General features: G+C 53.7%; 22 protein-coding genes and 2 pseudogenes. 10 read left to right on the top strand and 14 right to left on the bottom strand.

Translation table 11 applies throughout. From position 1 onward, the window contains the following. Positions 1 to 15: 15 nt before the first annotated feature. Positions 16 to 1,005 (bottom strand): zinc ABC transporter substrate-binding protein ZnuA, encoded by a 990-nt coding sequence (gene znuA / locus ACWHXD_RS31510; protein WP_019821367.1) that lies wholly within the window; start codon positions 1,003 to 1,005, stop codon positions 16 to 18. Between the two features lie 242 nt (positions 1,006 to 1,247). Beyond that, entirely contained in the window at positions 1,248 to 2,558 is a 1,311-nt protein-coding gene (locus ACWHXD_RS31515) for an MFS transporter (protein WP_019821365.1), read from the bottom strand. Positions 2,559 to 2,844: 286 nt separating this feature from the next. On the opposite strand from ACWHXD_RS31515, the gene ACWHXD_RS31520 reads away from it, so the two are divergent. Next, positions 2,845 to 2,976, top strand: a complete 132-nt coding sequence (locus ACWHXD_RS31520; protein ID WP_094030665.1) for a YHYH domain-containing protein — start codon at positions 2,845 to 2,847, stop codon at positions 2,974 to 2,976. 48 nt (positions 2,977 to 3,024) lie between these two features. Here the strand turns inward: ACWHXD_RS31520 and ACWHXD_RS31525 are convergent, their stop codons facing one another. The 3 genes from ACWHXD_RS31525 to ACWHXD_RS31535 all read right to left on the bottom strand — a co-directional run bounded on the left by ACWHXD_RS31525 (position 3,025) and on the right by ACWHXD_RS31535 (position 5,856). After that, entirely contained in the window at positions 3,025 to 3,477 is a 453-nt protein-coding gene (locus tag ACWHXD_RS31525) for a chromate resistance protein ChrB domain-containing protein (protein ID WP_019821364.1), read from the bottom strand. Between the two features lie 83 nt (positions 3,478 to 3,560). After that, the gene (chrA, locus tag ACWHXD_RS31530; protein WP_019821362.1) at positions 3,561 to 4,919 is read right to left on the bottom strand and encodes a chromate efflux transporter; all 1,359 of its coding nucleotides are present in this window, start codon (positions 4,917 to 4,919) and stop codon (positions 3,561 to 3,563) included. After that, positions 4,912 to 5,856 (bottom strand): chromate resistance protein ChrB domain-containing protein, encoded by a 945-nt coding sequence (locus ACWHXD_RS31535; RefSeq protein ID WP_024078242.1) that lies wholly within the window; start codon positions 5,854 to 5,856, stop codon positions 4,912 to 4,914. Before ACWHXD_RS31535 ends, chrA begins: the two co-directional genes overlap by 8 nt. A 411-nt stretch (positions 5,857 to 6,267) precedes the next feature. Between ACWHXD_RS31535 and ACWHXD_RS31540 the strand changes: the two genes are divergently transcribed. Next, positions 6,268 to 6,468 carry a heavy-metal-associated domain-containing protein gene (locus ACWHXD_RS31540; RefSeq protein ID WP_019821359.1) on the top strand — a complete coding sequence of 67 codons (201 nt, stop codon included), beginning with the start codon at positions 6,268 to 6,270 and terminating at the stop codon, positions 6,466 to 6,468. 118 nt (positions 6,469 to 6,586) lie between these two features. Here ACWHXD_RS31540 and flgB read toward each other — a convergent pair whose 3' ends face one another. Then, positions 6,587 to 7,000 carry a flagellar basal body rod protein FlgB gene (gene flgB, locus ACWHXD_RS31545; RefSeq protein ID WP_019821357.1) on the bottom strand — a complete coding sequence of 138 codons (414 nt, stop codon included), beginning with the start codon at positions 6,998 to 7,000 and terminating at the stop codon, positions 6,587 to 6,589. 384 nt (positions 7,001 to 7,384) lie between these two features. Between flgB and ACWHXD_RS31550 the strand changes: the two genes are divergently transcribed. From ACWHXD_RS31550 to ACWHXD_RS31575, 6 genes are all read left to right on the top strand, one after another. Next, positions 7,385 to 7,591, top strand: a complete 207-nt coding sequence (locus ACWHXD_RS31550; protein WP_019821356.1) for a co-regulatory protein PtrA N-terminal domain-containing protein — start codon at positions 7,385 to 7,387, stop codon at positions 7,589 to 7,591. Positions 7,592 to 7,808: 217 nt separating this feature from the next. Continuing rightward, positions 7,809 to 9,785 carry a copper resistance system multicopper oxidase gene (locus tag ACWHXD_RS31555; protein ID WP_024078243.1) on the top strand — a complete coding sequence of 659 codons (1,977 nt, stop codon included), beginning with the start codon at positions 7,809 to 7,811 and terminating at the stop codon, positions 9,783 to 9,785. Between the two features lie 12 nt (positions 9,786 to 9,797). After that, a complete protein-coding gene (locus tag ACWHXD_RS31560; RefSeq protein ID WP_154502361.1) occupies positions 9,798 to 10,046 on the top strand; it encodes a hypothetical protein in 249 nt (82 codons plus the stop codon). After that, positions 10,018 to 10,992: a copper resistance protein B gene (locus ACWHXD_RS31565; protein ID WP_019821351.1), complete on the top strand. Its 975-nt coding sequence runs from the start codon at positions 10,018 to 10,020 to the stop codon at positions 10,990 to 10,992. Before ACWHXD_RS31560 ends, ACWHXD_RS31565 begins: the two co-directional genes overlap by 29 nt. 9 nt (positions 10,993 to 11,001) lie before the next feature. Beyond that, positions 11,002 to 11,817 (top strand): c-type cytochrome, encoded by an 816-nt coding sequence (locus tag ACWHXD_RS31570; RefSeq protein WP_024078244.1) that lies wholly within the window; start codon positions 11,002 to 11,004, stop codon positions 11,815 to 11,817. After that, positions 11,807 to 12,274, top strand: a complete 468-nt coding sequence (locus ACWHXD_RS31575) for a DUF411 domain-containing protein (RefSeq protein WP_024078245.1) — start codon at positions 11,807 to 11,809, stop codon at positions 12,272 to 12,274. The genes ACWHXD_RS31570 and ACWHXD_RS31575 overlap by 11 nt, the downstream gene beginning before the upstream one ends. Before the next feature lie 305 nt (positions 12,275 to 12,579). Here ACWHXD_RS31575 and ACWHXD_RS31580 read toward each other — a convergent pair whose 3' ends face one another. After that, entirely contained in the window at positions 12,580 to 12,912 is a 333-nt protein-coding gene (locus ACWHXD_RS31580) for a DUF2790 domain-containing protein (RefSeq protein WP_032874284.1), read from the bottom strand. Between the two features lie 190 nt (positions 12,913 to 13,102). Here ACWHXD_RS31580 and ACWHXD_RS31585 point away from each other — a divergent pair. Beyond that, positions 13,103 to 13,906, top strand: a pseudogene (locus ACWHXD_RS31585) (IS5-like element IS1384 family transposase); the annotation flags it as partial. 55 nt (positions 13,907 to 13,961) lie between these two features. Here ACWHXD_RS31585 and istB read toward each other — a convergent pair. Next, the gene (istB, locus tag ACWHXD_RS31590) at positions 13,962 to 14,702 is read right to left on the bottom strand and encodes an IS21-like element helper ATPase IstB (protein WP_064491510.1); all 741 of its coding nucleotides are present in this window, start codon (positions 14,700 to 14,702) and stop codon (positions 13,962 to 13,964) included. Continuing rightward, complete coding sequence (gene istA, locus ACWHXD_RS31595; protein ID WP_081273177.1) at positions 14,699 to 16,219, bottom strand: IS21 family transposase; 1,521 nt, start codon at positions 16,217 to 16,219, stop codon at positions 14,699 to 14,701. The genes istB and istA overlap by 4 nt, the downstream gene beginning before the upstream one ends. 130 nt (positions 16,220 to 16,349) lie before the next feature. Here istA and ACWHXD_RS31600 point away from each other — a divergent pair. Next, a pseudogene (locus tag ACWHXD_RS31600) lies at positions 16,350 to 16,541 on the top strand (transposase); the annotation flags it as partial. 211 nt (positions 16,542 to 16,752) lie between these two features. Here the strand turns inward: ACWHXD_RS31600 and ACWHXD_RS31605 are convergent. The 5 genes from ACWHXD_RS31605 to ACWHXD_RS31625 all read right to left on the bottom strand — a co-directional run bounded on the left by ACWHXD_RS31605 (position 16,753) and on the right by ACWHXD_RS31625 (position 24,906). Next, positions 16,753 to 18,384 (bottom strand): TnsD family Tn7-like transposition protein, encoded by a 1,632-nt coding sequence (locus ACWHXD_RS31605; RefSeq protein ID WP_158080547.1) that lies wholly within the window; start codon positions 18,382 to 18,384, stop codon positions 16,753 to 16,755. 361 nt (positions 18,385 to 18,745) lie between these two features. Beyond that, entirely contained in the window at positions 18,746 to 20,413 is a 1,668-nt protein-coding gene (locus ACWHXD_RS31610; protein WP_019821343.1) for a TnsD family Tn7-like transposition protein, read from the bottom strand. A gap of 16 nt (positions 20,414 to 20,429) precedes the next feature. Next, complete coding sequence (locus ACWHXD_RS31615; protein WP_019821342.1) at positions 20,430 to 21,890, bottom strand: ATP-binding protein; 1,461 nt, start codon at positions 21,888 to 21,890, stop codon at positions 20,430 to 20,432. Then, complete coding sequence (locus tag ACWHXD_RS31620) at positions 21,887 to 24,055, bottom strand: TnsB C-terminal domain-containing protein (RefSeq protein WP_275968346.1); 2,169 nt, start codon at positions 24,053 to 24,055, stop codon at positions 21,887 to 21,889. The genes ACWHXD_RS31615 and ACWHXD_RS31620 overlap by 4 nt, the downstream gene beginning before the upstream one ends. Beyond that, positions 24,052 to 24,906, bottom strand: a complete 855-nt coding sequence (locus ACWHXD_RS31625) for a TnsA endonuclease N-terminal domain-containing protein (protein ID WP_019821338.1) — start codon at positions 24,904 to 24,906, stop codon at positions 24,052 to 24,054. The genes ACWHXD_RS31620 and ACWHXD_RS31625 overlap by 4 nt, the downstream gene beginning before the upstream one ends. Between the last annotated feature and the right edge of the window lie 2 nt (positions 24,907 to 24,908).

Here is a 24,908-nt window from a genome sequence, read left to right on the forward strand (position 1 = left end):
ATGCATAATTCCATTTCAAAGTTGATCAAGACACCCAGCAAGACCATCGCTGAGATTCATCAGCAATTGCTCGTAGTTGTTGGACAAGGGTTTTAGACCAAAGCCCAGCGCATCTAGTTCGGCAAAATGCACTGGCAGGCCATCGCTCAAGGTTTGCGCCAGACGTGGACGCATGGGTGGTTCGCTAAATATACAGGTAGGTCCAGCAGCCTTGAGGCGCTCTCGCATCTCTGCGACGTGGCGTGCACCAGGCGGGACCTCGGCGTTGATTGCGAAAACTCCAGTGTGCTGCAATCCGTAGGCCTCCTCAAAGTAGTCGAAAGCCTGGTGGAAGACGAAGAACGGTTTGCCTTCCAGCGGCTTGAGGCGCGCTTTTAGTTTGATATCGAGGGTTTTTAAGCGTTGCTCGAAGGCATCCAGATTTGCTTGGTAGCGAGCGGCATTGCCTGGATCGACAAGAGCCAGATCCGAAGCCATGTGTTTGGCGATCAACCGTGCATTCTCAGGTCTCAGCCAGAGGTGGGCATCCAGTGCACCGGGTCGATGAAGTTGGTCATGATTATCGACCTGCAATTCTGTTGCCTGCTCTTTTGCATCATGCCCCTCAGATTGATCTCCGACAGGCTCGTCGTCATGTCGATGCTCCTCGCCAAAATGCCTTAGGTGCAGCCCCTGCATGTCCTGCACAGCCACGCTCTTGCCCTTTCGGCCCTCAAGTACGGTAGGCAGAAAGCCCTCCAAGTCTGGCCCGATCCAGTAAACCAGGTCTGCTTCTTTTACCTGACGCAAGTCCGAAGGACGTAACGTGTAATGGTGAGGTGAAGCACCGGCTGGTAGTAACACATCAGGTGTCCCGACACCGTCCTGCACGGCCGCAGCAATGAGTTGCAGCGGTTTGATGCTGGTTAGAACACGGGGTTCGGCGAAGGCCGAGGCGGCCACCAACCAAGTCAGGGTCACGGCGGGCAAAAGGGAAGAGAGGCGAGGCAAGGCGGCATCACTCATTGATTTTTATAGTTACATAATAACATACCGATCAGCCGGCATGTTCAAGTCGATCCGTGAATTCTGGATTGAGCGATGGAGTGCATATCTGCCGTTGCTTTGCAGCACGCAGTACTCCCACGGCAGTGCTTCGAGGAACCGGCCTGCTCCAGGCTGACTTTCAGGGCGAGCTGGTCTCTTCAGATTTTGGCGGCCAATCATGCAGTTTGCCTGGAGCAGCCTTAAAGCAGGTGTTGACGCGGTTACCTATTCGGCCAGCGACGATGTTGATCATCAATGACATATGGATGTTCATGATCGGTGCCGCTGTGTCCGTCCAGGTGAGTATGGTCATCCGACAGATTCTCATGGCTGTGCCTGATACTCTCTTGATCATGGGCCGGACGCCAGATCACGATGCTGACCGCCAATGCGCTACCTGCCACGACAACGAGCCCAACAAACGAGGCCGTGAGGCTGATGTTGGCACCCAGCCATCCCGCCAATGGGTAGGTAATCAACCAGCAGGCATGGGATAGCGCAAATTGGGCGGCAAACAACGCCGGGCGATCTTCGGCATGTGCAGAGCGACGCAACAGTCGACCGCTCGGAGTCTGGGCCAAGGAGTAGCCCACCCCAAGCACCATCCACAGCGGCAGCAGAAAGTTGTAGGTGGTCAGGTTGATGCCAACCGCTAAGCCTGCGACCAATATGCCTCCGCCAAACAGCATGGCCGTTCGGTCTTTGATGTTTTTCAACAATCGAGGCAAGACCAGGGCAGCGACCATCGAGCCGCCACCAAACGCAGCCAGCGCTAATGCCGTAGAACTCTGAGGCAGAGCGAAGCGCGACTGCACCAGCACTACGGTGTTGACGATGACCATTGCACTAGCAGCCGCTACCGTCAGATTGAGAGCCAGCAGCCCCCGCAAGCGAGGAGTGGCCAGGAATATGCGCAGGCCACGAGTGGTTCGTTCGTAGATGCTGCGTCGTGGCGTCGGTTTCGCCTTTGGCAGGAGTACTGTGGCGACCAAGGCCGCTGAGGCAAGGAACCCGATGACGGTGCCGGCGAACAGGTTATGGAAGCTGATCACGGTCAGCAACGCGGCGGCGAGCATTGGGCTGGCGACACTTTCAAGATCGTAGGCGAGACGTGATAGCGACAAGGCGCGGGTGTAATCGTCCTCATCCGGCAGTATGTCTGGAATGGTCGCCTGGAACGTCGGAGTGAACGCTGCCGAGGCGGACTGAAGGACGAAAATCAGCACATAGATTTGCCAGACTTCGGTCACGAACGGCAACGCCAGTGCAACCACGGCACGTATCAAATCCAGCGAGACCAGCATCGCTCGACGGGGTAGGCGTTCTGCAAAAGCGGCGGCAATCGGCGCCACGCCGATGTAGGCCGTCATTTTAATCGCCAAGGCTGTACCGAGGACGGCGCCCGCTTGGGCGCCCGCAAGATCGAATGCCAGTAGCCCCAGCGCGACGGTGGCGAGTCCAGTCCCTACGAGCGCGATTACTTGGGCGAGAAAGAGATGACGGTAGGTGCGGTTGGCTAGGATTTTCAGCATGAGAAATCTCACATGGAGAGGCGTGTGACCACTAGATTGTCGAGCATTTCTCGAAGAAAGAGAGCAACGAGTTTCTCGTTTATAGATGTTCTTATATCCTCCCTAGGGGGATATCACAACATCCTAAACTAGAGGCGGGGACAGCTCAAGAAATAGGCACTCAGCCTTTCATCGAATGTCAGGGAAACAGCGAGGAAGTTGCTTGCTCGATGAAGGCAATTGGCCATACTCTGCAAGGCGTGAGAGGTCTCACGAGTATAAAAACATGAGCATGGAGCAAGCCCTGATGAAACTGTCTGCCCTTTTGATCGCCGCTTTACTTTCGATTTCGTCCGCTGCTGCCTTCGCGCATAGTGGTGGTACTGATTCAAAAGGTTGCCATCGCAACCATAAAACGAACGACTACCACTGCCACTAAACGGCAAAAGCCCAGCGCTAGGCTGGGCTTCAGTGCGAGCTGGTCTCTTTACATTTGAGGAGGCCAGTTGTGCGATTCACCTTGGCATTCCTTGCACCAGGCATAAAGCGCGTCGTACAGGATCAGTCCATGCGAAAGCATTTCATGATCATCGGAATATCGCTGCGACAGCCCCAGTGAGATGGCGTACAGCCCAGCCGATTGTGGCGTCAGATCCAGACGAGAGGTATCTGCTCCCCGCACGATCTTCGCGAGCTGCTGCAAGGCGGGCTCATTGAGCTGGTACTTCTTCACAAACGCGTCGAAGCTGCACAACTCACCCTCATGGGTAAGCTCTACGCCCGGAATGTCGTAGGGTGTCGCATCTTTCTCAGCTGCAATCCGCAGCACATCACCGCTGGGTACGTACAAGAACTCGGCCTGTGGATCGATAAAGCGAGTGATCAGCCAAGGACAAGCAACCCGATCGATCTTGGGTCGTTCACGGGTAATCCACCTCATGGAACACCTCCTGCCTAGCTCAATAGGCTGGGTGGTCAGGCGAGCCCAATGCCCGCCAAAGATTGCTAATCAATTCATGCTTTCTAGCGCAGCAAATGCACAGCCAACCCGACGAGCGCGCAGGCCATCAGTACCTGAATGACGCCTCGCTTGAAGCGGAACAAGGCAATCGCCGCAGCAATCGCGATCAACGCGGAGGGCCAGTCCAGGTTACCGCTGAAGCCTTTCGGCCAAAGTACGTGATAGCCGAAGAAACACGCCAGATTGAGGATAACTCCCACCACCGCCGCCGTAATGGCGGTAAGGGGTGCCGTGAACTTGAGTTCGTTGTGGGTCGACTCCACCAGCGGGCCACCCGCGAGGATGAACAGGAACGATGGTAGAAAGGTGAACCAGGTCACTAGGGCGGCGGCCACAGCTCCCGCCAGAAATACTTGATCGGCACCGAATACTTGCAAGACATAGGCCCCGACAAAGCCGACGAAAGCCACCACCATGATCAGCGGCCCTGGCGTGGTTTCCCCCAGAGCCAGCCCGTCGATCATCTGCGTCGGGGTTAGCCAGCCATAGTGACCGACCGCGCCTTGGTAGACGTATGGGAGCACTGCGTAGGCTCCGCCAAAGGTCAGTAATGCCGCCTTGGTAAAGAACCAGCTCATCTGGGTCAAGGTTCCTTCCCAACCAAAGAGGGCGGTCAAAATCCCCATCGGCAAAGCCCATAGCACGGCGCCGATCAGTGCGAGCGATGCCAATTTCAACCAGCTGAACCGGGCATGTTCCGGGGACGGAGTGTCGTCATCGATCAAGGCTGGGCCGAAGGACTTTTTGGCGGCGCTATGCCCCCCAGCTCTGAACTTCTCGGGAGCCAGGCGACCTCCGACATAGCCGATTAACGCGGCCCCCAAGACGATCAGCGGGAACGGAACATTGAATGCAAAGATCGCGGTAAATGAAGCCGCCGCTATTGCCCACAGCCAATTGTTCTTCAATGCCCGAGAGCCGATTCTATGTGCCGCCTGCACCACGATGGCCGTTACGGCGGGTTTGATCCCATAGAAAAGTCCGGCCACCGCGGGGACATCGCCAAAGGCGATATACATCCACGAAAGAGCGATCAGGATGAAAAGTGAGGGCAGTACAAACAAAGCACCCGCAATAACTCCGCCCCAGGTTCGATGCATTAGCCAGCCAATGTAGGTTGCTAACTGCTGAGCTTCAGGCCCAGGCAACAACATGCAGTAATTGAGGGCATGCAGGAATCTGCGCTCGGAAATCCAGCGTCGCCGTTCCACCAGCTCCTGGTGCATGATCGAGATCTGTCCGGCTGGCCCGCCGAAACTGATGAAGCCGAGCTTCAGCCAGAACCAGAACGCCTCACGCAGACTAATCGGTTCAGGCCTCGACATATCCTCTTCAACCTCTGGTGCCAAAACCTTACTCATTGGGTTGCTCCTCTTTCACGAACCCGGCGAGCAGGCCATCGAAGATGGCACTTGCAGCTGCCAGCAGATGGTCGTCATGGGTAATGGTTTCACGTAGCCCTGCCAGCACCCGTTCGATACCGGCAGCCTCCACCGGCTGGATACCTCCGATATCGAGGTAGTGCACCAATGCGGCGATACGGTTTAGGCCGGGCTCTTGAAGCTCAAAACTGGCTTGTAGGGTTTCGAAGGTGACGCGGTTACCAACATGGCTGAAGGTTGCGTCATCGAAATCAAAACCCAGGGCACCGACTGGACAGTCCTGTGGCGTGTTCAGCCAGAGGATCTGAGCTTGCGCGTCAATGAAGCGACGAATGAGCCAGGCACACGCCAGTCGGTCGACCCAGGGACGCTTGCGTGTTGCCCAGACGCGTCCCTGATAATCATCAACATAGAGTGTCGTTATTGTTTGGTTGCTGCTGTGTGGCTCATCCGGAGACAGGGCCCTGCTAACCGCTGTCTCTAGCTCCTGCAAAGCCAAATTAATTTGCTGCTTCGGCTTACCTGGAAAGTAATCGATGTTGACCAGTTGTTCGTAGGCTTTGCGCAGCTTGCGAATCTGCTTGGTGGTGGCCAGTGCGTTCTCAGCATTGAGCTGTGCACGGCATGCTTCGATCTCAGTGCGTAGCTTGGTGTAGTCCTCGCTACGGTCGAACAGCTCGACAAAGCGCTCACCGTGAGAATCGACGACGGGCAAGACGTAAGCGGTGCCGTTGATGGCCAGGATGTCGCGTTCGACAGACGCTAACGCTTCACGACAGACACCGGTATCAGGCAGCAGGTAAGCACCATCGCGCAAAACTGCCGCACCTGAAGCTTTCAAAGCGCGCCAAGCCCGCATGCGTTCGGTGGCATTAGCGGTGGGTAAGCCAAGAATCAGAGTCAGCCAATTTTTCATGTAGAGATAGCTATTTAATATGTAGTCAGTATTACATTACTCCTAATCTTGGCGTTTGGAAAGCCGCCCTATAGAGCTAGGGTTTTGGCGAGACCAACTGGAGAAGGGGTTGCGAAGGCAGGGTTAATAGGTGCTGTGCGTGTTGGCCTGTCAGTCAGGCTTTCAAGCTTCAGACGTTCGTGATGAGCGTCCGGTTTTGGCCGTTCTCTGCCGGTCATGGCCAAGAAGCGTACTGGTCGAATCCGATGCAAATGGCTGGTTAGGTCAAATGCAAAAGGGTGGTCCAGACTGTGCAATTACCCATGAATGACGCTCACAACCCGAAACAGATAACTATTGACCTTGCCATCGTGTCAACGTTGATGCTGTCGGTGCGGTGAAAAGAGACCGCTCAGCACGAGAGGAATAACCATGTTCGTCTTAGATGTATCAGGCATTGGTTGCGGCAGTTGCGTCAGCAAAATTACCAAAGCGATTCAGTCACTGGACAACGAAGCTACGGTTTCCGTGGATCGGTCAGCCGGTAAGGTGAGTGTTGAAAGCAGCGAAAGCCCAGAGCAGATTCGTAAAGCTGTCGAGGCGTTAGGTTTTCCTTCTCAGATCAGCGCTTGAATGCTGACACCTGCCCCTAGTCAGAGCCCCGTATGCAGGGGGCTCCCCTTGGTGAACCCTCAGGGAGTACCGAAGCAGCCGCGTCGGCCACAATTACCGCTCGCAAGCCCTTGCGCTACTAATCACCTCGCAGAGCTTTGAGCAAACCTTTGAATGCTCCATTCAACCGAGTAAAAGCGGCGTCGAAACGTATTCCATTTTCTGTGTATTTTGCGACCTCGACCTGCTGATCGACAGTATTTTGATCAATGGCAGGTTGAGCTGGTGTGCTGTAAAGCAACGCACCTCCGTAAATATCACCTGCTGATTCTTTTTCGGTAACGTGTTTTACATTTGTTGTTTTCAAATAAAACGGAGTAGCAGGAGTTTCTGTTGTCTGGCTTGCAAGCACAGTAGAAAAATCTAAGTCTCGGGCCTTGAAGTTCGGCGTATCAGCGTTTGCGATATTGTTACTCAGGATCTCAGCTCTTTGACTACGATAAATTAACGCTCTTTCTGCGAAGCCAAGCGCTTTCTCAAAATTAATACTCACGCTAAATCACCCTCAGTAGCGCTACTATTTCCCATGAACATCGAACACTTAAGTGTTGACGCGGTGCATCCAGGTTCAGATATGCAGTTCCAGTAAAGAAACTAAAAAAACATCTTCCCCTTGAAAGTTAACGGAAACTTACAAAGTCACGCACCTCAAACTGATACTCAGTAAATAGCGGTGTGACGCTGGAAGATCGAGACCTTACGGATTAAATAGCGTGTTCCTCAAGAGAAATATCGCAACCTGACACAACTGTAATATTCACCTAAGGTTCCTGACAGGGGATGAGTCTTATAGTCCTATTGAGCCTTAAGCTCACCCCTAAGAATCATCACTTGATGTGGATTCGGGGGTTACCAATACTCATCCGAGGAAATTCAAATGAACCCCATCAAAACTTTGTTCGTCATCGCAGCCCTGACCGTCTCTTCTTTGGCAATGGCTGAAGGCGGTGGTGACCGGGCGTTCGCACGTATGGAAGCGGCTAGGAATAATTCAATGGAATCGTATCAAGTAGCCCAAAAGCAAAGCACCCAACCTCCCATCGCAGAAAGCCAAGCCAAATCGACGGACCACAAGAATTGCTGAATAGCTTGCTGCGCTCCCAAGCTGACAGAAATGTAATCACTGTGGTGGTTCAAATGTGGCAATTTCTGAGCTCGCTTGCCGTAAGAACTCGTTTTTAGTGACGGCGAGCGAGCTCATTCGGGCTCATTACACCCCCCGAGAGAGTGCCTTCACCTGTTTGAGCAACTCATTGGTTGTTTCGCACGGCTTCCCTTTTGACTGATCGGACATAAACGGCATGCATTCCAAAACCTCTAGGCGGACATTCGTTAAAGGCCTGGCCGCTGGTGGCATTCTCGGCGGCCTGGGTCTGTGGCGCACTCCTGTATGGGCAGTGACCAGTCCTGGTCTGCCGAGCGTTCTCACCGGTAACGAATTTGATCTGTTTATTGGTGAAACCCCTGTAAACATAACTGGCTCGCCGCGCACAGCCATGACCATCAATGGTTCGTTGCCCGGACCTTTGCTGCGCTGGCGCGAAGGCGAGACGGTCACACTGCGTGTGAAAAATCGCCTAGACCAAGACACCTCCATTCATTGGCACGGGATCATTCTGCCCGCCAATATGGACGGTGTACCGGGTTTGAGTTTCCATGGCATCGCGCCCGATGGCATGTACGAGTACAAATTCAAGGTGCATCAGAACGGTACGTACTGGTACCACAGCCACTCTGGTTTGCAGGAGCAGGCAGGCGTTTACGGTCCAATCGTCATCGACTCGAAAGAGCCTGAACCTTTTCAATACAACCGCGATTATGTGGTGATGTTGACTGACTGGACCGATGAAGATCCTAGTCGCGTCATGGCCAAGCTCAAGAAGCAATCGGACTACTACAATCACCACAAACGTACCGTGGGCGACTTTATCGACGACGTCAGCAAGCAAGGTTGGTCTGCTGCCGTGGCCGACCGGAAGATGTGGGCTGAAATGAAAATGAACCCCACTGATCTCGCAGACGTCAGTGGGGATACTTACACCTATCTCATGAATGGCCAGGCGCCTAACGGTAACTGGACCGGTATTTTCAAGCCGGGCGAGAAGCTGCGCCTGCGCTTTATCAACGGCTCAGCTATGAGCTATTTCGACGTCCGCATCCCTGGTTTGAAAATGACCGTTGTGGCGGCTGACGGCCAACATGTCGAACCAGTCAGCGTCGATGAATTCCGCATCGCCGTGGCAGAAACGTATGACGTGATCGTAGAACCTGCCAGCGAAGAAGCTTACACAATCTTCGCCCAGTCCATGGATAGAACCGGTTATGCACGTGGAACCTTGGCAGTTCGCGAAGGATTAAAGGCACAGGTACCTGCGATCGATCCTCGGCCGCTTTTGACCATGGATGACATGGGTATGGGCGGTATGGCGGGCATGGACCATGGCAGCATGGCTGGTATGGGCGGCGGCGATATGAAACAAGGTGACATGTCAGGCATGGCGGGCATGGACCACAGCAAAATGGCGGGAATGGACCAAAGTGACATGACCGGGATGACCGGCATGGACAGCGGTGACATGACTAACATGGCCGGTATGGACCACAGCAAGATGGCGGGAATGGACAAAGGCGACATGTCCAACATGGCCGGCATGGACCACAGCAAGATGGCGGGAATGGACAAAGGCGACATGTCCAACATGGCTGGCATGGACCACAGCAAGATGGCAGGGATGGGCGGTATGGGTGGCGAAATGCAAACTCACCCAGCGTCCGAAACCAACAACCCGTTGGTTGACATGCAAGCCATGAACCCAACGCCCAAGCTAAACGATCCAGGCATCGGGTTACGAAACAATGGTCGTCGAGTGCTCACCTACTCAGACCTGAAAAGCACCTTCCAAGACCCTGACGGTCGCGAGCCCAATCGCACCATTGAGCTTCATCTGACCGGTCACATGGAGAAGTTTTCGTGGTCCTTCAACGGCATCAAATTCTCTGACGCCGAGCCGCTTCGTCTGAAGTATGGGGAGCGTCTGCGTATCACCCTGGTGAACGACACCATGATGACCCACCCCATCCACCTTCACGGCATGTGGAGCGACCTTGAAGATGAGAACGGCAAGTTCATGGTGCGCAAGCACACAATCGACATGCCACCAGGTACCAAGCGCAGCTATCGAGTCACCGCCGATGCCTTAGGTCGCTGGGCCTATCACTGCCACCTGCTTTTCCATATGGAAATGGGCATGTTCCGTGAAGTACGGGTTGATGAGTAAAGGAGACGATCTGTGAGCACATACCTAAATCGTAAATCGCTGGTCGGTTGCCTCTTTGCCGTCGGCTTGATGGGTGGACTCTCGTCCGTGGCGCTGGCAGTCGAAGATAGTAGTGTTCATTCACCTGCTACTCCTGCGGAAGCAACGAGCAAGCCTCCAACTGCGACAAACGAGTCAAAGCCCGATCACGGGTCAATGGATCACAGCAAGATGAGCCATGAGTCGATGGATCATGACCAAAAAACCAAAAAGGCAGATTGAGATCATGACCAGTAAGTTTTTACGCCCAACGTTGATAGCACTGGCAGTCTCTACCAGTCCTGCTTTCTTTGTCGTGGTTCACGCCGCTGAAGAGATGGATCACTCCAAGATGGACCACGGCTCAATCGGAGCTATGGACCATAGCAAGATGGGGGCTATGGATCACAGCAAGATGAGTATGGATGACGGGCAAATGGACGGAATGGAAAGTATGGATGGAGGGGCGACTACCACCAGTCGAACCCCAGTCCCCGTACTTACCGACGCTGACCGTGCAGCCGCCTTTCCAGATGTCGCTGGTCATGGTGTCCACGACAAAAAACTAAATTCCTTCATGCTGCTGGATAAATTTGAGTACCAGGATGCTGACAACGGTAGTGCATTGGCCTGGGATGCAAAAGGATGGATCGGCGGTGACGTTGACCGACTGTGGTTGCGCTCGGAAGGCGAACGTACCAATGGCGTAACGGAAAACGCTGAACTCTCAGCACTTTGGGGGCACTCCATCGGTCCATGGTGGGATGTCGTCACCGGCGTACGACAAGACTTCAAACCCGGGTCACCACAAACTTGGGGAGCGCTCGGTATTCAGGGCATGGCCCTCTATAACTTTGAAGCCGAAGCGACCGCCTACATCGGTGAGAACGGTCAAACCGCTGCTCGATTGGAAGGCGACTACGACATTCTGCTGACCAATCGCCTGATCTTGCAGCCGACGGCCGAAGCCAATTTTTACGGAAAAAATGATCCCCAGCGCGGCATTGGGTCTGGATTGGCAAACACCGAAGTAGGGCTCCGATTGCGTTATGAGATTGTTCGCCAATTTGCCCCTTACATTGGTGTTAGCTGGAGCCGCTCCTACGGCAATACGGCAGATCTGGCCAGCGATGAAGGAGAGGATGCCAACGAGGCCCGGTTTGTCGCCGGTATTCGGATGTGGTTTTGAGGGCCTGACATGAAAAGAACATTGAAAACATTGACTGCTGCCGGGGTGGTTGCCGCAATAACAGGTGCCGGCGTGGTTTATTTTGGTGTGATCAATGTTGGGGCGGATGAACCACATTCCGATCCCGTTTACGCGCTACTTTCCACCGCTCGGGATCGCTCGATCGAAGTGCGCTCACGCGACATTAAAGTCCCCGACCTGAGCGAAGAAGCTCTCATCCGCGCAGGTGCTGGCAACTACAACTCTATGTGCATCGGTTGCCATCTGGCTCCGGGTATTGCAGGAACCGAGTTAAGTAATAGCCTTTACCCTGCACCTCCGAATCTTTCAAAACTGGGCGTTGATGGAAACCCTGCCGCAGCTTTCTGGATCATCAAGCATGGAATCAAATCCACAGGCATGCCCGCTTGGGGTAAAAGCATGGCCGATCCCTACATATGGGGAATGGTCGCTTTTCTCCAGCAACTGCCTTCATTGGATGCAGAGCAATACAAAGCTCTAGCAACCAGCAGCGGTGGTCATCAACACGGTGGCGGTGAGAGCAAAATGCATAACCATGAAGGCCAGCATGAGGGCCAAAAAGGCGTTGTCGCGGGGCATCATGACGCGAGTGCAGCCGAAGAGATAGCCGAAGCAGGCGACCATCATGGCGAGAGAAACAGCGCTCATGCCCATGAGGCGGCCGCAGCGCCTTCTCAGGATGAAAGTACCGAACACGCCCATCCTCAGGTTGTGGAGGCTTCACATGACGCCCCTGAAACTCCGGCCACTCAGCCAAAAACTCATACCCACGCTGATGGGAAGGAACATACCCATGCGAAATAACTTTCTTCGTCCCGGTCGGGCACTTCGCCTCGCTGCATTTGCGGCTCTGTTTATCAGTTCAGCTGGTCATGCAGCAGAGTCGCTGACGATCGACGTCCATCGTGACGCTAACTGTGGATGCTGCAAGAAGTGGATCCAGCACCTTGAAGCTAACGGCTTCACCGTCGTTGATCATGTAGAAACCAACATGAGCGCGGTCAAGCAGGATCTCGGTGTTGCTCCACGACTCTCGTCCTGCCACACAGCAATGATCAATGGAAAGTTTGTTGAAGGTCACGTGCCCGCCGAGCAAATCATTGCGATGAGCAAACGTGACGACCTTCTCGGGATCGCCGTTCCTGGCATGCCGGCCGGCTCCCCAGGAATGGAAGTGGACGGGAAACATGACGCTTATAAGGTAATCGGCTTGTCCAAAGCAGGCACAGACCACGTCATTGCTGAATACCCCGGAAACTGATCTTCTAATCTTGTTCCTGCATGGTCAGGGTCATGGCAGTGCAGAGGACATAGCTCATTTTGAACGTAAAAAAGGCGCCACTAGGGCGCCTAAACCGCCTCCCAAACCAAAGGAGAAACAAGGAGGCGGGATGTATCTGGTGGTTGAGCAATACTTCACTGCGCGTTAGAAACCTTTCAACTGACAGAGATGATTTCATAAAATGGATAACTTCAGCCTGTCCTGAAAATTACTTCTACGTCAGCGGGCAGTAAGCTTGTTCGGACAAACGGAAAATTATGTTGCGCTTAAATAATTTGCATGGTCTAGCTTCCATGTGGGCAGTTGTCGGCCATAACCTTATATTCCACGGTGTTAAGCTTGCCGGTAGAGTCTTCGTAGGTCATGCGCGAAGGAGCAATACCACAGGTTTTATTGGCTTGTGTGACACTGACGACCTTCTGGATATCGAGGTTCATACCATATTCATAATGAACAATTTCAGGAGGTGTCTTACCATTTCTTGAGGCGTATTGTTCCATTGCCTGTTGGTTCTCTTGCATCATTCGACCATAAACGCGGTCACCGCCTCCCTCAGCCATGGCCAAAGCAGATAAGGTCAAAATAGTAGCGGCAAAAAATCCTTTCATTGCTGTCATTGCTTTCATAATTATCTCCAGAGCTCAATTATTTCTGAGTTAAAGAGTAACAAGTGAAAGCTTTCAGAAAGCTGCCGCGAATGTTACTAATGTGAAAGGTGGACCCTGCTCCGCGTCTACGCTTAGGGAAACTCTGAAAAAGACTTTCTGATTTGGCAAAATACCGCGACCCCACCCACCGAGTTTCCCGATGAAGCAGATGACCTTCGCCGACGCCGAGTACGCTGGCAAGCGCAAGCAAACCCGCAAGGAGTTGTTCCTGATCGAGATGGATCGGGTGGTGCCGTGGAAGGGCTTGATTGCTTTGATCGAGCCACATTATCCGAAAGGTGAAGGTGGCCGTCCGGCCTACCCGTTGATGGCGATGCTGCGTGTGCATCTGCTGCAGAACTGGTTCGGCTACAGCGATCCAGCGATGGAGGAAGCGCTGTACGAAACCACGATCCTGCGCCAGTTTGCCGGGCTGAACCTGGAGCGCATCCCCGACGAAACCACCATTCTCAACTTCCGCCGCTTGCTGGAGAAACACGAGCTGGCGGCCGGCATCCTCGCTGTCATCAATGGCTATCTGGGCGACCGCGGCCTGTCGCTGCGCCAGGGCACCATCGTCGATGCAACGCTGATCAATGCGCCCAGTTCGACCAAGAACAAGGACGGCAAGCGCGACCCGGAAATGCACCAGACCAAGAAGGGAAACCAGTATTATTTTGGCATGAAGGCCCACATCGGCGCCGATGACGAATCGGGTCTGGTGCACAGCGTAGTGGGCACGGCGGCCAATGTGGCGGATGTCACCCAGGTGGACAAATTGCTGCATGGCGACGAAAACGTGGTCTGCGCCGATGCAGGCTACACCGGTGTCGAAAAGCGGCCCGAGCATGAAGGACGTGAAGTTATCTGGCAGGTGGCGGCACGCCGCAGCACCTACAAAAAACTCGATAAGCGCAGCGTGCTGTACAAAGCCAAGCGCAAGATTGAAAAGGCCAAGTGTCAATGGCCATTAATTTTGACCCACTTTTGGCCAATAGAATTGACCCACTTGCTCACCGCTAACCGCCGGTTTTCTGCTTCAAACGATAGCTCTCACCTCCCAGCATAAAGATGTGTGAATGGTGGATCACGCGGTCGATGATGGGCACGGCCACGTTGTCGTCATGGAAGAACTCGCCCCAGCTGGTGAAGTCCTTGTTGGTGGTCAGGATGACCGAGCGGTACTCGTACAGGTTGTTGATTAACTGGAACAGGTTGTACCGGGCTTGGCGCGTCATCGGCAGGTAGCCCAGCTCATCGATGATCAGCACGTCGTATTTGCTCAGCTGATTAAGGCGCTTCTTCAGCTCGCCCTTCATTTCCGCCAGCTCCAGATCCTCGACCAACGCCAGAGCCGTGCGGAACAGCACCTTGTAGCCCGCCTGAACCGCCTTGTGGCCAATCCCAATGGCCAAGTGGGTCTTGCCCACACCCGGTGGTCCGATGAACACCAGGTTGTCGCGGTTGTCGATAAAGCTGAAGTCCAGCAAGGTGCTGACCTGGCGCTTGGTGATGGTGGTCTGGTGCCGGTAATCGAAGGCCTCCAGATGCTTCTCCGAGGGGAACTGCGCCTGCTTGAGGTTGCGGCTTACGCGGCTACTGGAGCGGGCGTTAAGCTCATGCTCGACCAGTGACTGGGCGAAGCTCAGGTAGGACAGTTCATTGGCTTCGGCTCTGGCCAGCAGGGTGGCCAGCTCACCCGCGGTCGCGCTGAGGCGCAGGCTTCGGTACTGCGCGATAGTGCTGTCGAGCAGGCTCATTGGGTCACCCCGTGGCCAGTCGACTGGCCAATGCGGGCATAAGCGTTCAGGTCGGCGTGACTAACCTGGCTACCGGCCTCTGGCGCATAGTCATGGTCGCCGATGATCCGGCCCCGCGCCTTGGCTTGCTGCCATGCTTCGAGGTAGCGCTTGAGCCCGGTGGCGGTCAGTTCACTGCGCTCGCACAACTCGCCGAGCAACGCCGTATCAACCGGCGCATGGGCCATGAGCAGGTCGCGTGCAGCAACCAGCTGATCCTTGTAGATACGCGGCGAAGTACGCTTGAGCAGTTGGCACAGGGTTGCCCCAAGGGCATCGGGCAGGATCGAGTCGATGCCGCGCTCCAGGTCGGTAATGCGCTGGGCATGGTCTCGGTAATGGTTGTTGTTCTTGATCATCCGGCCCTTGGCCTTGCACAGGTCATGGGTGGCTATGAGTTCACCGCTCTCCAGGTCATGGATCAGCAACTGGTTGTCCTGTGCGCTGACACCGACACGGGCTTGCTGCCAGGCCATGGGTACCGAGTACTTGTTGGCCTGCCATGAGATCAAGCCGGTCTTGTCGACCTTGCGGGTCTCCCTTGTCGGCGCCACGTGCAGCAGGTTCTGCGGGACGAGATAGGGCTTGAGCTGACTACGCTCCAGTGCCTCGAAATGCGCTCTTGGATGCTGCCCCGTCGTGCCGTGCACGCGTGCGTTGGCGACAGTCTCGAGCCAATCATTCAGGTGCTGTCGGACGGCGGCCTCGTCCTGGAAGTGCTCGCCGTAGAAGCAGTCACGCTTGACGTACTTGACCCCGGCCTCCACCTTGCCCTTGCTCTCCGGGTCATAGCCCTCGCAGGCATGGATGCGGTACCCGACGGTAGTCGCATACTGGTGGAAGCGCTGGTTCAGCGTCAGCTCACGGTACTGCTCGTTGATCACCACCATCTTGGTCTGATCGTAGATGCACTCCTCGGTGACGCCGCCGAAGTAGCGGAAGGCCTCGTCGTGCATCTGGATAAACCGTTCGGTATCCAGCGGCCGGAAGTTCAGACCGACATACATCAGCCGTGAACAGGACAGCACAAACACCACAAAATGAACGACACGCTCCAGGCCGCCAATCATGACGCCTCGCAGCTCACCGGGGTCGACCTGACACTGCACGCCAGGCACTGACTCAACGACCGGCTCGTAATAGCGCAACTGGCCACTGGCAACCTGCTGCTTGAGCGCTTGCACATAGCGGCGAATGCTCCGGTCTGACACCGCCAGCTCGGTGGTGCGCTCCCTCAGGCGACGGGCCAGCTTGACTGCGCTCAGGGCTGGAAACTGACCCAACTGATTAATCAGATAATCGCGGTGCTCGTCGAGCACCTTGGTGCGTGAAGGGTCAGCAATGGTAGCGCTGATCTGCATCTCATCCAGGTGGAGATACTTGCGTACGGTGTTCCGGGAAATCCCCAGCTCACGACTGATGGCACGGACCGACAGGCCTCGGCCCTGGTCATACAACCCCTTGATCTTGTGAATCACAACCCACTCCTTCAATGATCTGTCCCCGGCCTGTGCATAAGGCGGGTGACGCTACATGGTCGGTGGCCAATGCCACTATGGGTGGGTCAAAATTGTTGGCCAGAGGTGGGTCAGTTTAATTGGCCATTAACAGGCCAAGGCTCAGGTGCGCGCCAAGGTCGAGCATCCGTTCCGGGTAATCAAGCGCCAGTTCGGTTACACCAAGGTGCGCTTTCGCGGCTTGGCCAAAAACACGGCGCAACTGGTGACACTGTTCGCTCTGTCGAACCTGTGGATGGCGCGCCGACATTTACTGACGAATGCAGGAGAGGTGCGCCTGTAATGCGGGAAATGGCCACCGGAGTGGGGTCCGGGTGGCGAAAACGTAAGAAATACTCGTCGAATTGATTGTTTTTTGATCATTTGGCGAGTTTAAAAGTTGCGCTAGGTGGTATGCCGGGGAAATACATGGCTACTTCAGACCATCCTTAGGAGCCAGATGGGATTTTTATTATCACCTGAGGTTGGCAGACGCTGACGGAATACAGATGCCCTCAAAAGCTTATTGGAACCGGTGGTCCCTCCCAATTCCTCGATACGCCGGTAGATCTGAGCAAGGCCTCCGCGTCGACTCCGGTTCTTGCCAAGCTTTCCAGATCCCACTCGAAGAAACTGGAAAAAACCAGGAAAACCTTGCTTGCTACCGCTGAGGTCAATCTTACCGTCGAGTAATTCACCGGGAGCTTCATCCTGATGAGTTCAGAGACAGTCCACACCAAAGTTCTTAGACGGAAATGCCATACTGACTCTTGATGAATCTTGATCTGTTGATAAGTAAGGGGAAACTTCTGCTTGCGCAGATCCAGTTCATGAGGTAACGAACTTGGGAGCAGCGATTGCAAATTCCGAATGTTCACTCTCTTCGGATCTTTCGTAACTTTGTATAGCTCATCTACGCCCGCTTCGATAAGGGCTGCATACGCGCCGTCTCTAGAGTCGACAGACTTCTCGGCCGTAACTGCAACTTTTTTAGGTGCACGGAGTTTTGCCATTAACCATGCGTTATCATTTTCTAGAATCCATTGCGTAGGTTTGTACGCTTTCTTCCAGAGGTACTCGACATCGGCGTCGGCACGTAGCGCTAAAAGCAACTCAATTTTTTGGCGATATCTAGTTTTTTGGTTAGGATGCGATTCTTCGCCTTTGGGAACTCGCGGAGAAATAGAGGCACTCAGCAGGATAGACTCATTCTTCAGAGCCTCTTCAAAGTCATCTGCACTGGAAAACAAATGAAGAGCAATGATCAAATGCCGCGCGAGCGGCATATTTAGCTGACCTTTGTCTGATTTGAGCCGGATCCATTGCTCATGCTTCCCGGTGTTATAGGCTGGATCAATCTGCGACAAAAGCTCATCGCCGTAAGCGCTTTGGATGCTGTCGAATAGTTTTGCGATACCCGCATTTTTTCCGAAAATGAATCCGCGTTTCTTGCATTGGCGGACGTAGCACGAACTTAATACCGTACTGCCTATCGGAGGAATATTGCGTTGCAAGATATCGTGTGCGAACAGGGCGACTTTCTGTTCCAGATTTGAGCCCTTGTGAGTCGCTGCGCTGTTTAAGGGGCTCCAGCCGCACGCGCATGGCTCAGTCAGATTGGGAAGTAGCTTCAATTTTCGGTAGAACGGGCGAGAGCACTCGGGGCAGGCATGGATCAATGCGTCGCCATGACGCCAACAGACGGCAACACCGGGTATCTGGTGAGATCGATGCCAGTAGGCAGAACCCCGATCAATCAAATCCTCCTGAACGCAGGTAGGACAAAGCTTAGCCTTGCCATGGGTGGACTCTTCTCTGCGGGGCACCCGTACCACCCCGTCATAACCGAGCGGTCCTACGTTGTTCTCCGGACCCTGCTTAACCCCAAGAAAAGGTCGGTAAGCAGGAAAAGTCGTGTTGCTACTGATCAGCTCTGCGAGATTGCTCTCCGATTGCCCCGGCAGCCTGTGGGCGAGCCTCTCGATCTGCTTGGGTACGATGCCACCAATGCAAAAGGGTTTCGATGCGAACAAATCGCGGTAGGTTTCTGTCGCGGTTCTATTGCCTGACAGATAGTGATAGCGGGTGACACGAGAGTGCAGCATTTCATCCGGCATCGATACGGGGAAAAATAATAGATCAGACATCATTTACCGATTAAAGGTAGGGCTCGAAGAGAACGTGCATCCGAGGGCAGTATATATGCAACCCGTAAAATTCTGTATCCGGCCTGGATTTGGAAATGACACAGCCGCTCAACTTTGAATCGTAGTGAATTCATTTAAACCCTGCCGCGACCGTACTCCTTGAATACAACACACGTATCGATAACCCGCGTAGGTCAGCCCATGGCGATTGCTCGCAGGTTAGTACATTTTACTTGCTGATCGTGATCATGCGTATTCCGGACCTATTCTGGAAGGTGCAAATTTTCATTAACAGAAAAACAATGTGTTCACGGTGAATTAATTCAGAACGTTTTTTAGATGGAGGGAATGGCGGGCTGGATTACAGCGTGGGCCGAATGCTCGCGACCCGGTAGAGCGAAGAACGTGATACAGGCTTGCCCTCCGAGAGCAATTTGCGTCTAGCCCATCGCAGACGCCTATCGTGAAAGCCTTCGATTGATTCACATACTTTGTCGAGCATTGCTGCACAGAGAGGAAGCTTGCAGAGCTGCTTTTCGAAGCGAGACAGAACATGAAGCTCCCGGCCAATTCTGGTACGCGAGATGCGGACAGGCTTACCCGCAAGAGCATAAAGCGCTTCAGCACACTGACGGACTTCTTCGGCCAGTCTCGCATCGAGGGCAGCGAACATTTCGGCGCTATTTAGACGGGGCGTACGATGGGGGCTTGGGTTTACAGTTGACTCCGAAAGCCACTGCCTATCGTGGCGATACAGCCACGCATACCCCCTGCATGCATGTGCTTTGTAAAAGCGATAATCAGCCTCGAAAGCCGCGCGTCTTGCGCATAGCTCAATGTGAAATCGTGCCTCCCTCCAAGCACCTTGCCCGCCGGCTACATTTCGGATGTGACGATAGACATACGCCAATGAAACGCCTAGAACGGCAGCGATCTTTTTGGCATCAGCTCCCTCAAGAGCATGTTTCCACACAGCGGCTGACGAACAGTCCAGGCCTTCACCAGGCATCACCGGAGAAAGGCGCGTGTGAAGTCGAATGTGAGCTTTCGGACCACACGCCACCGCCTGTTTCATTGGGCGTTGACCATGCAGCAAGCTCACCATGTCAATGCCCAGAGCACCGGCCAATAAAATGTATTTGAGCGGATGGTGGGAGGTTATTGGCGTACGAAGCAGCTTCATGACCCATGAGGCGGGTGTACCTGCACGAACTTCTCCGAGTATAGAAAATTCCCATTCTCGCGGGAGTGCAGCAAAAAAATCGGCCATGTGCTGCGCCAGCATGTGCAGGTGCAAGCGATGGTTATCAGAGGCAAGGTTAAGCTGCGTTGCCCTTTGTAAAAGCGTGTAGCGCACCGCCTCCGCCGACAAAGCACTGACTTCAGACTCGATGACCTGAAGTGATCGCAACGCTATTTCGTGAAGCGGCGGCATGCGCAGCAACGGGGTATCGAGAAGTACCGTGTGTGCTTGCACATTCTCATCACTCGGCAGATTGAGTTGTCGAGAGCTACGGCTGGACCAGCGAGGATCAAGGATCCTAAGTGACGTGCCGTGATGCGGACATACCAGCACGCCTGGAAGCATGTGGACCCTGTGCCAGTAAGCAACTCCCCGTTGGGCCTGATCTTGGGCGATACATTCTGGGCATAACCGCACTCGGGAGGCGAATCCAATACGGCTCGCGTTGACGCCCAGCTTCAACATCAAGCCCTTCCCATCGGCAGTCATCAGCGTCCGAGCGTGTTCTACCTGGCTCATACTCAAAAACGGCGCATAGTAGGGTAATAGCGTGTGACGCATGAGGACCTCGGCTATCGATAGCTCGGTACCGCTGGGTAGCGCGTCGACAAACTCCCCTAAATGACTTGGGAATGCCACATTTTGCGAAAATGCTGCCGCCGATTTCAGTCCGGCAAATGCTTCTTGGCAATTACGAACACCGCAAAGACGGGCATAGCGAGAAATCACGCTGTGCAGCGTCTCGTCGGGAAACGCGGCGGGGAAGAAATGGAGTTTAAGGTGCACTTCGCCACCTCCCGACTCACGCTTTGTGGTACATCGGTGAGAACTCAAACAGGTCCTCGTTGAGCCAGCCCGCAGCGCGCAGAGCATCGAGGGGAGCGTCATGTTCGCTTAGCGCTGTAGCCTCTGAGTTTTCCACTGCAGTAGCAATTGGCGATGGGTGGCCTTTCGCAAGAATGGTTGGAGATGGGTCTACCGGCTTCTCACGGGATACAACACTTCGAAGCAAGGCAAGGCGATCCTCTCGTGCCAAACCATCGAAGACCATCATTTCGCTCAGCTGATCCTCAATCGGCAGCAAATCGTCGAACTGTCGCATCCGCTTCGGATCTCGGCTACGCAGAGCTGAAAGGGCTGGCTTTAGAATCTGCATTTTTGAGTTGCTTACCTTCACCAGGACCTCGGCAGTCAAACACTCCGAGCCACTCTGGACCGCATAACGCTGACTCAATACCAGCAGCTTGACCAGGAAATCTGTGACGCCTTGAGTGTGCTCATACAGCGTGTCGAAAATCTCGTCGGTCAGCTCAGCAGTCTGTTTGCACCACTGATAGCTCCAGAGATTTTCGACTAACAACCGCCACTCCTCATCATCTTTCTCGAATCGTTTGAATTCCAGCGTACCGGCACCACAGACTCGGCGGGCAGTCCGCATGACTTCTGAGAACAGGCTAATCGTAGAGTTCGTGCCACTGAAAACGACCGGGATACCAATGTTGTTAACCAAGTGCAGAAAGAAATTCAGCATGCTCTCCTTACCACCGGTTTTCGCCAAGTGGAGGTTTTGCAGCTCGTCGATTAACAAGGCGCCGATGAAAAACGTGCTGGCCACCTGCTCCATCTGTTGCAGCGCATCATTGATGTTTCGATGCCTGTAGCGCTTGTGATAGTCCTTGTCTCCTAGAGCGTCACCAACTGCATAAAAAAACTGCTGGCAAAATCCAGCCAGCGATCCATCCCGAGGGCAGTCAAGCTTCAGCCAAGTGATTTGGGTATGAACAAACTGCTTTCCCTCATAACGCTCATGACGGATTGTCTGTGGATAAAGGCTCAAAATGGCGTGGAGTGCCGTCGACTTGCCAATGCCGCTCAGGCCGACGACGGTGAACGTTTCTGCAGTGGACTTGAACGCATCGTGGTAACGCTGAGCCCCCGATAAAGAATGCAAATGCCGGACGGTAGCGGGCGACATCGGGTTACGCCCAACATACCCTCGACGGATGAGCAGTGAAAACAGGGCCTCCAGTTCCAGGTGTAACAAAAACGGCTGCACCACGGTTCTCAACCGGTCGATACAGTGAATTCGAGTGGATCCTTCGAGGGTCAGCTCTTTCGGATCCACCGGCTGAGGAAAATTCGAGATCAGCTCAATAGCCGCCGCCTCCGACAATATCGGAGGCAAAGCTTCGATAAGCGGATTGCCCGCATACTCACTTATGTCCTGTTTGACGTAATTGGCAAACGTCTGCGCACCTTTCATTTTGCCTGTCCTGGCCGAATTCTTTTGAGCAAATCGATAACCTGCGCAGTTCGCTCGCCGGCATATGAGTCATGCGCTTTCGGTGTCAATTCAGATTGAAGTGAAGCTGGCTCCGCCCTGACGCCTTCAGGAACAACCGCATTTTCACGCTCACGGAGACGTTCTTCTGCGCGGTTCTCGCGGATGTTCCCAGTGGCCTCTGCCTTGGTGGGCGGAGCAGGTTCCAATTTTTGTTCTGCGAGCGCATGACTGATGATCTGGTGGACCTGATCGCTAAGCTGGACACGGCTTTCCAGCTCGGCTCGCCGGCGAGTAGGCGGTTTTTGGCGATAGGCTTCGAGCAGATCAAAAATCTCGTCCGAGCGGTAATTCGCGTAACCGGCATCCGATCGTCGAAGATCACAGCGGATAAACTGCTTGGCCTCTCCCTGGATCCAGATGTGCGCCGCAGAGTTCGGATCGAACCAACACTCTATTGACCAAACGCCCCCTTTGCGAGCCTTGGCAAACCAATCTTTCTCTATGGCCATATCACACACGTAGTGCATGCCGCGAAACATCACCCCGCCCTTTTGAACGGTCGCGCGCTCGCGCGGCAAGAGATGGAGGTAAACCAGCTCGTCGGGACGTTTGTTGGATTCGATCAGGTCGTTTTCGCAGGCCCAATTCCATATCCCGTTGGGCGTAGGTTCAACGCCGTCATTCATCATCGCCTGAGTCAGTCGGTCAGGCTGTCGATGGTGCCGGTTATAGTGGAGCACGCAATTGATGAGTATCTGGGTGAACTCTTTGAGGTTCAGCGTGGCATCGAGCCGGTAATCTCGCTCGCCTCGCTCTTTGTCTCGCGCAGCTACCCCGCCAGGTAGCCATCTGATACCCGTCAAATCATTCAAAATGCCAAACCGACTTTCTACCATAGGCTTCCAATCAGGCCGATAAGGCGGAGCAGTGCCCATCTCAATTCCCAAGCCTGACGATAGCCCCTCTGCTGCCAGTGACAACATCTCTCCCCTGTCGGCGTAAATCTGGTGGGGCAGGTGGTGACAATTCCAATCATCTGAATTGATTTCAACGCCGTTCTGAGCGCAGAACTCGACTTTGGAGGTAAACGCGTTGAACAGCGCTTGCCTCGCCCCGTTCCAACTGGGACCTTCCAATCCTACATAGAGGCCAACAATCATTCCGGAGAAACTATCCACAACGATATAAACTACGGGCCGGCCAATGAGCATCCGTCTAGAGTAGCTGTTGACCAAATAAATATCGGCAATAGTTGCGTCGATTTCGAACTGATGACACGGTCCACGCAGCCAATCGCGAACGGTACCTGAAAGCGGACGGCAGTCCTTTAACCACTTCCTCAACCCTTTACGGCCACGCTCGGTTTCAATTTCGTCGAAAAAAATCTGTCCCCAATATCTGAACTGCCTCAGGCTGGGCAGCTCTAAGCTAGGCAGCAAACGAAGCTCTTCTTCACTGTTTTTAGAGATGTCTCGAACCGAGTAGAATCTTCTCAACATTTCGTCATATGCGCTCGAAATAGAAGACTTTTTATCTTTTACATAAAGGGAATACCCAACTCGGATGCATCGTTTATCAACCGCACCGAGCATCTTGGAAGGCGCAGTAAGAACGCCTTGAAACTTAGGCTTTCGCCCTGGAGGCCTACTTGGATCATATTTTCTATCGGCAACACCTACCGCCGAGTAATTATTAAGCAATGAGTTTCGAACTTGACCATAAAACCAATATCGGTAAAGAAGCCGATAGATAGTTTTTCGCTGGATTCCGAGCTCTGACGCCCGTTTGCTAACAAGCCGGCCTAACTCCCCCCGTACAAATATTTGTCCTGGATATTCAGGATCTAGCAGAGGGGCGATGACGGCCCACTTTTCGTCCCGGCCTTGCTTGGCTCTCTCATCCAACTGCTCCTCAAGCACAAGCATAAACTCGGGCGTGGTGATGGCTGCTGGTTTGGTGTGACCAGACGCTAGCGAGCGACGCAGCTCATCAAGACCAACAGCGTACGGCTGCCGGGGAGGGTCAGCTAGATCTATCACAACTGCTAAGTCATGCGTTTCATCCTGGTAAATGAGCCTGGCTATCGTAGAGATGACCGACAGATCGGTAACAGGCTCGAAAACGTCATTAACGAGAACAGTCATGACATTTTCTCCATCAACGATACTTGGGCAGGGATCTGGAAAACTTCGAAGTCAGGAACTAGACCAGTAAGGTGGAGAGGAGTGTTAACCAAATCTATTTTCAGTATCTTGTTCCAAACCAGATGGAAGAAAATTGCTTGAGCATCTATATAGGAAATGGACAGAAGGCATGCTATTTTTCTTAGACAGGTGGCCAAGGTCCACGAATATTCCCGGCTGTTTGCTAGGCAGTCGATAAAATTCGAATGCAACGGGACTTTCATTAAATCGCGATGCAGCTTCGAGTATTTTCTGATTAGTCCAAGATTTTTTATCAAATCTCGTGTAAAAAACTCATCTGTGACGATCTTCCAATCAACACCTTGGCTATGCCAAAAGCGCTTTTCAATCTCAAGTTTTTCAAGCGTGCGGTTACTTCCTTTGCCAACTAGGTCGGATCGATACTTCACAGTTCTAGCTACCGACTTAAAGTTTCCGTTCAAGTCCTTAACAGTTAGCAGGAAATCTGTTGTCATTACATAGGGCAGTGTCGTTCTAGGGTATCTGGGATAACGTACATCTATTGCCGACGCTATCGCTTGCGCACGCTCTGTAGGTAGTAACGGATATTGCTCACGGATATCCACGACGTTTTCAGAAAATTCACACACAAGGAAGTACGAACGCTCGAGATCTGACAGTAGGTGATGAATCCTCTCGATCTTCACACCTTGGATCTTGTGCGAACGACCTATCGACGGGACATCTTGTACCCGCAGCCAAGGCACGTAGCTTGCCCCGGCGCCTTCGCCAAATCCATTTGCAATATGCCGTTCAATGTCTTGCTGTGATGCAAACTTACGACCTCGCAACC

The sequence above is a fragment of the Pseudomonas fjordensis genome, from assembly GCF_976987115.1.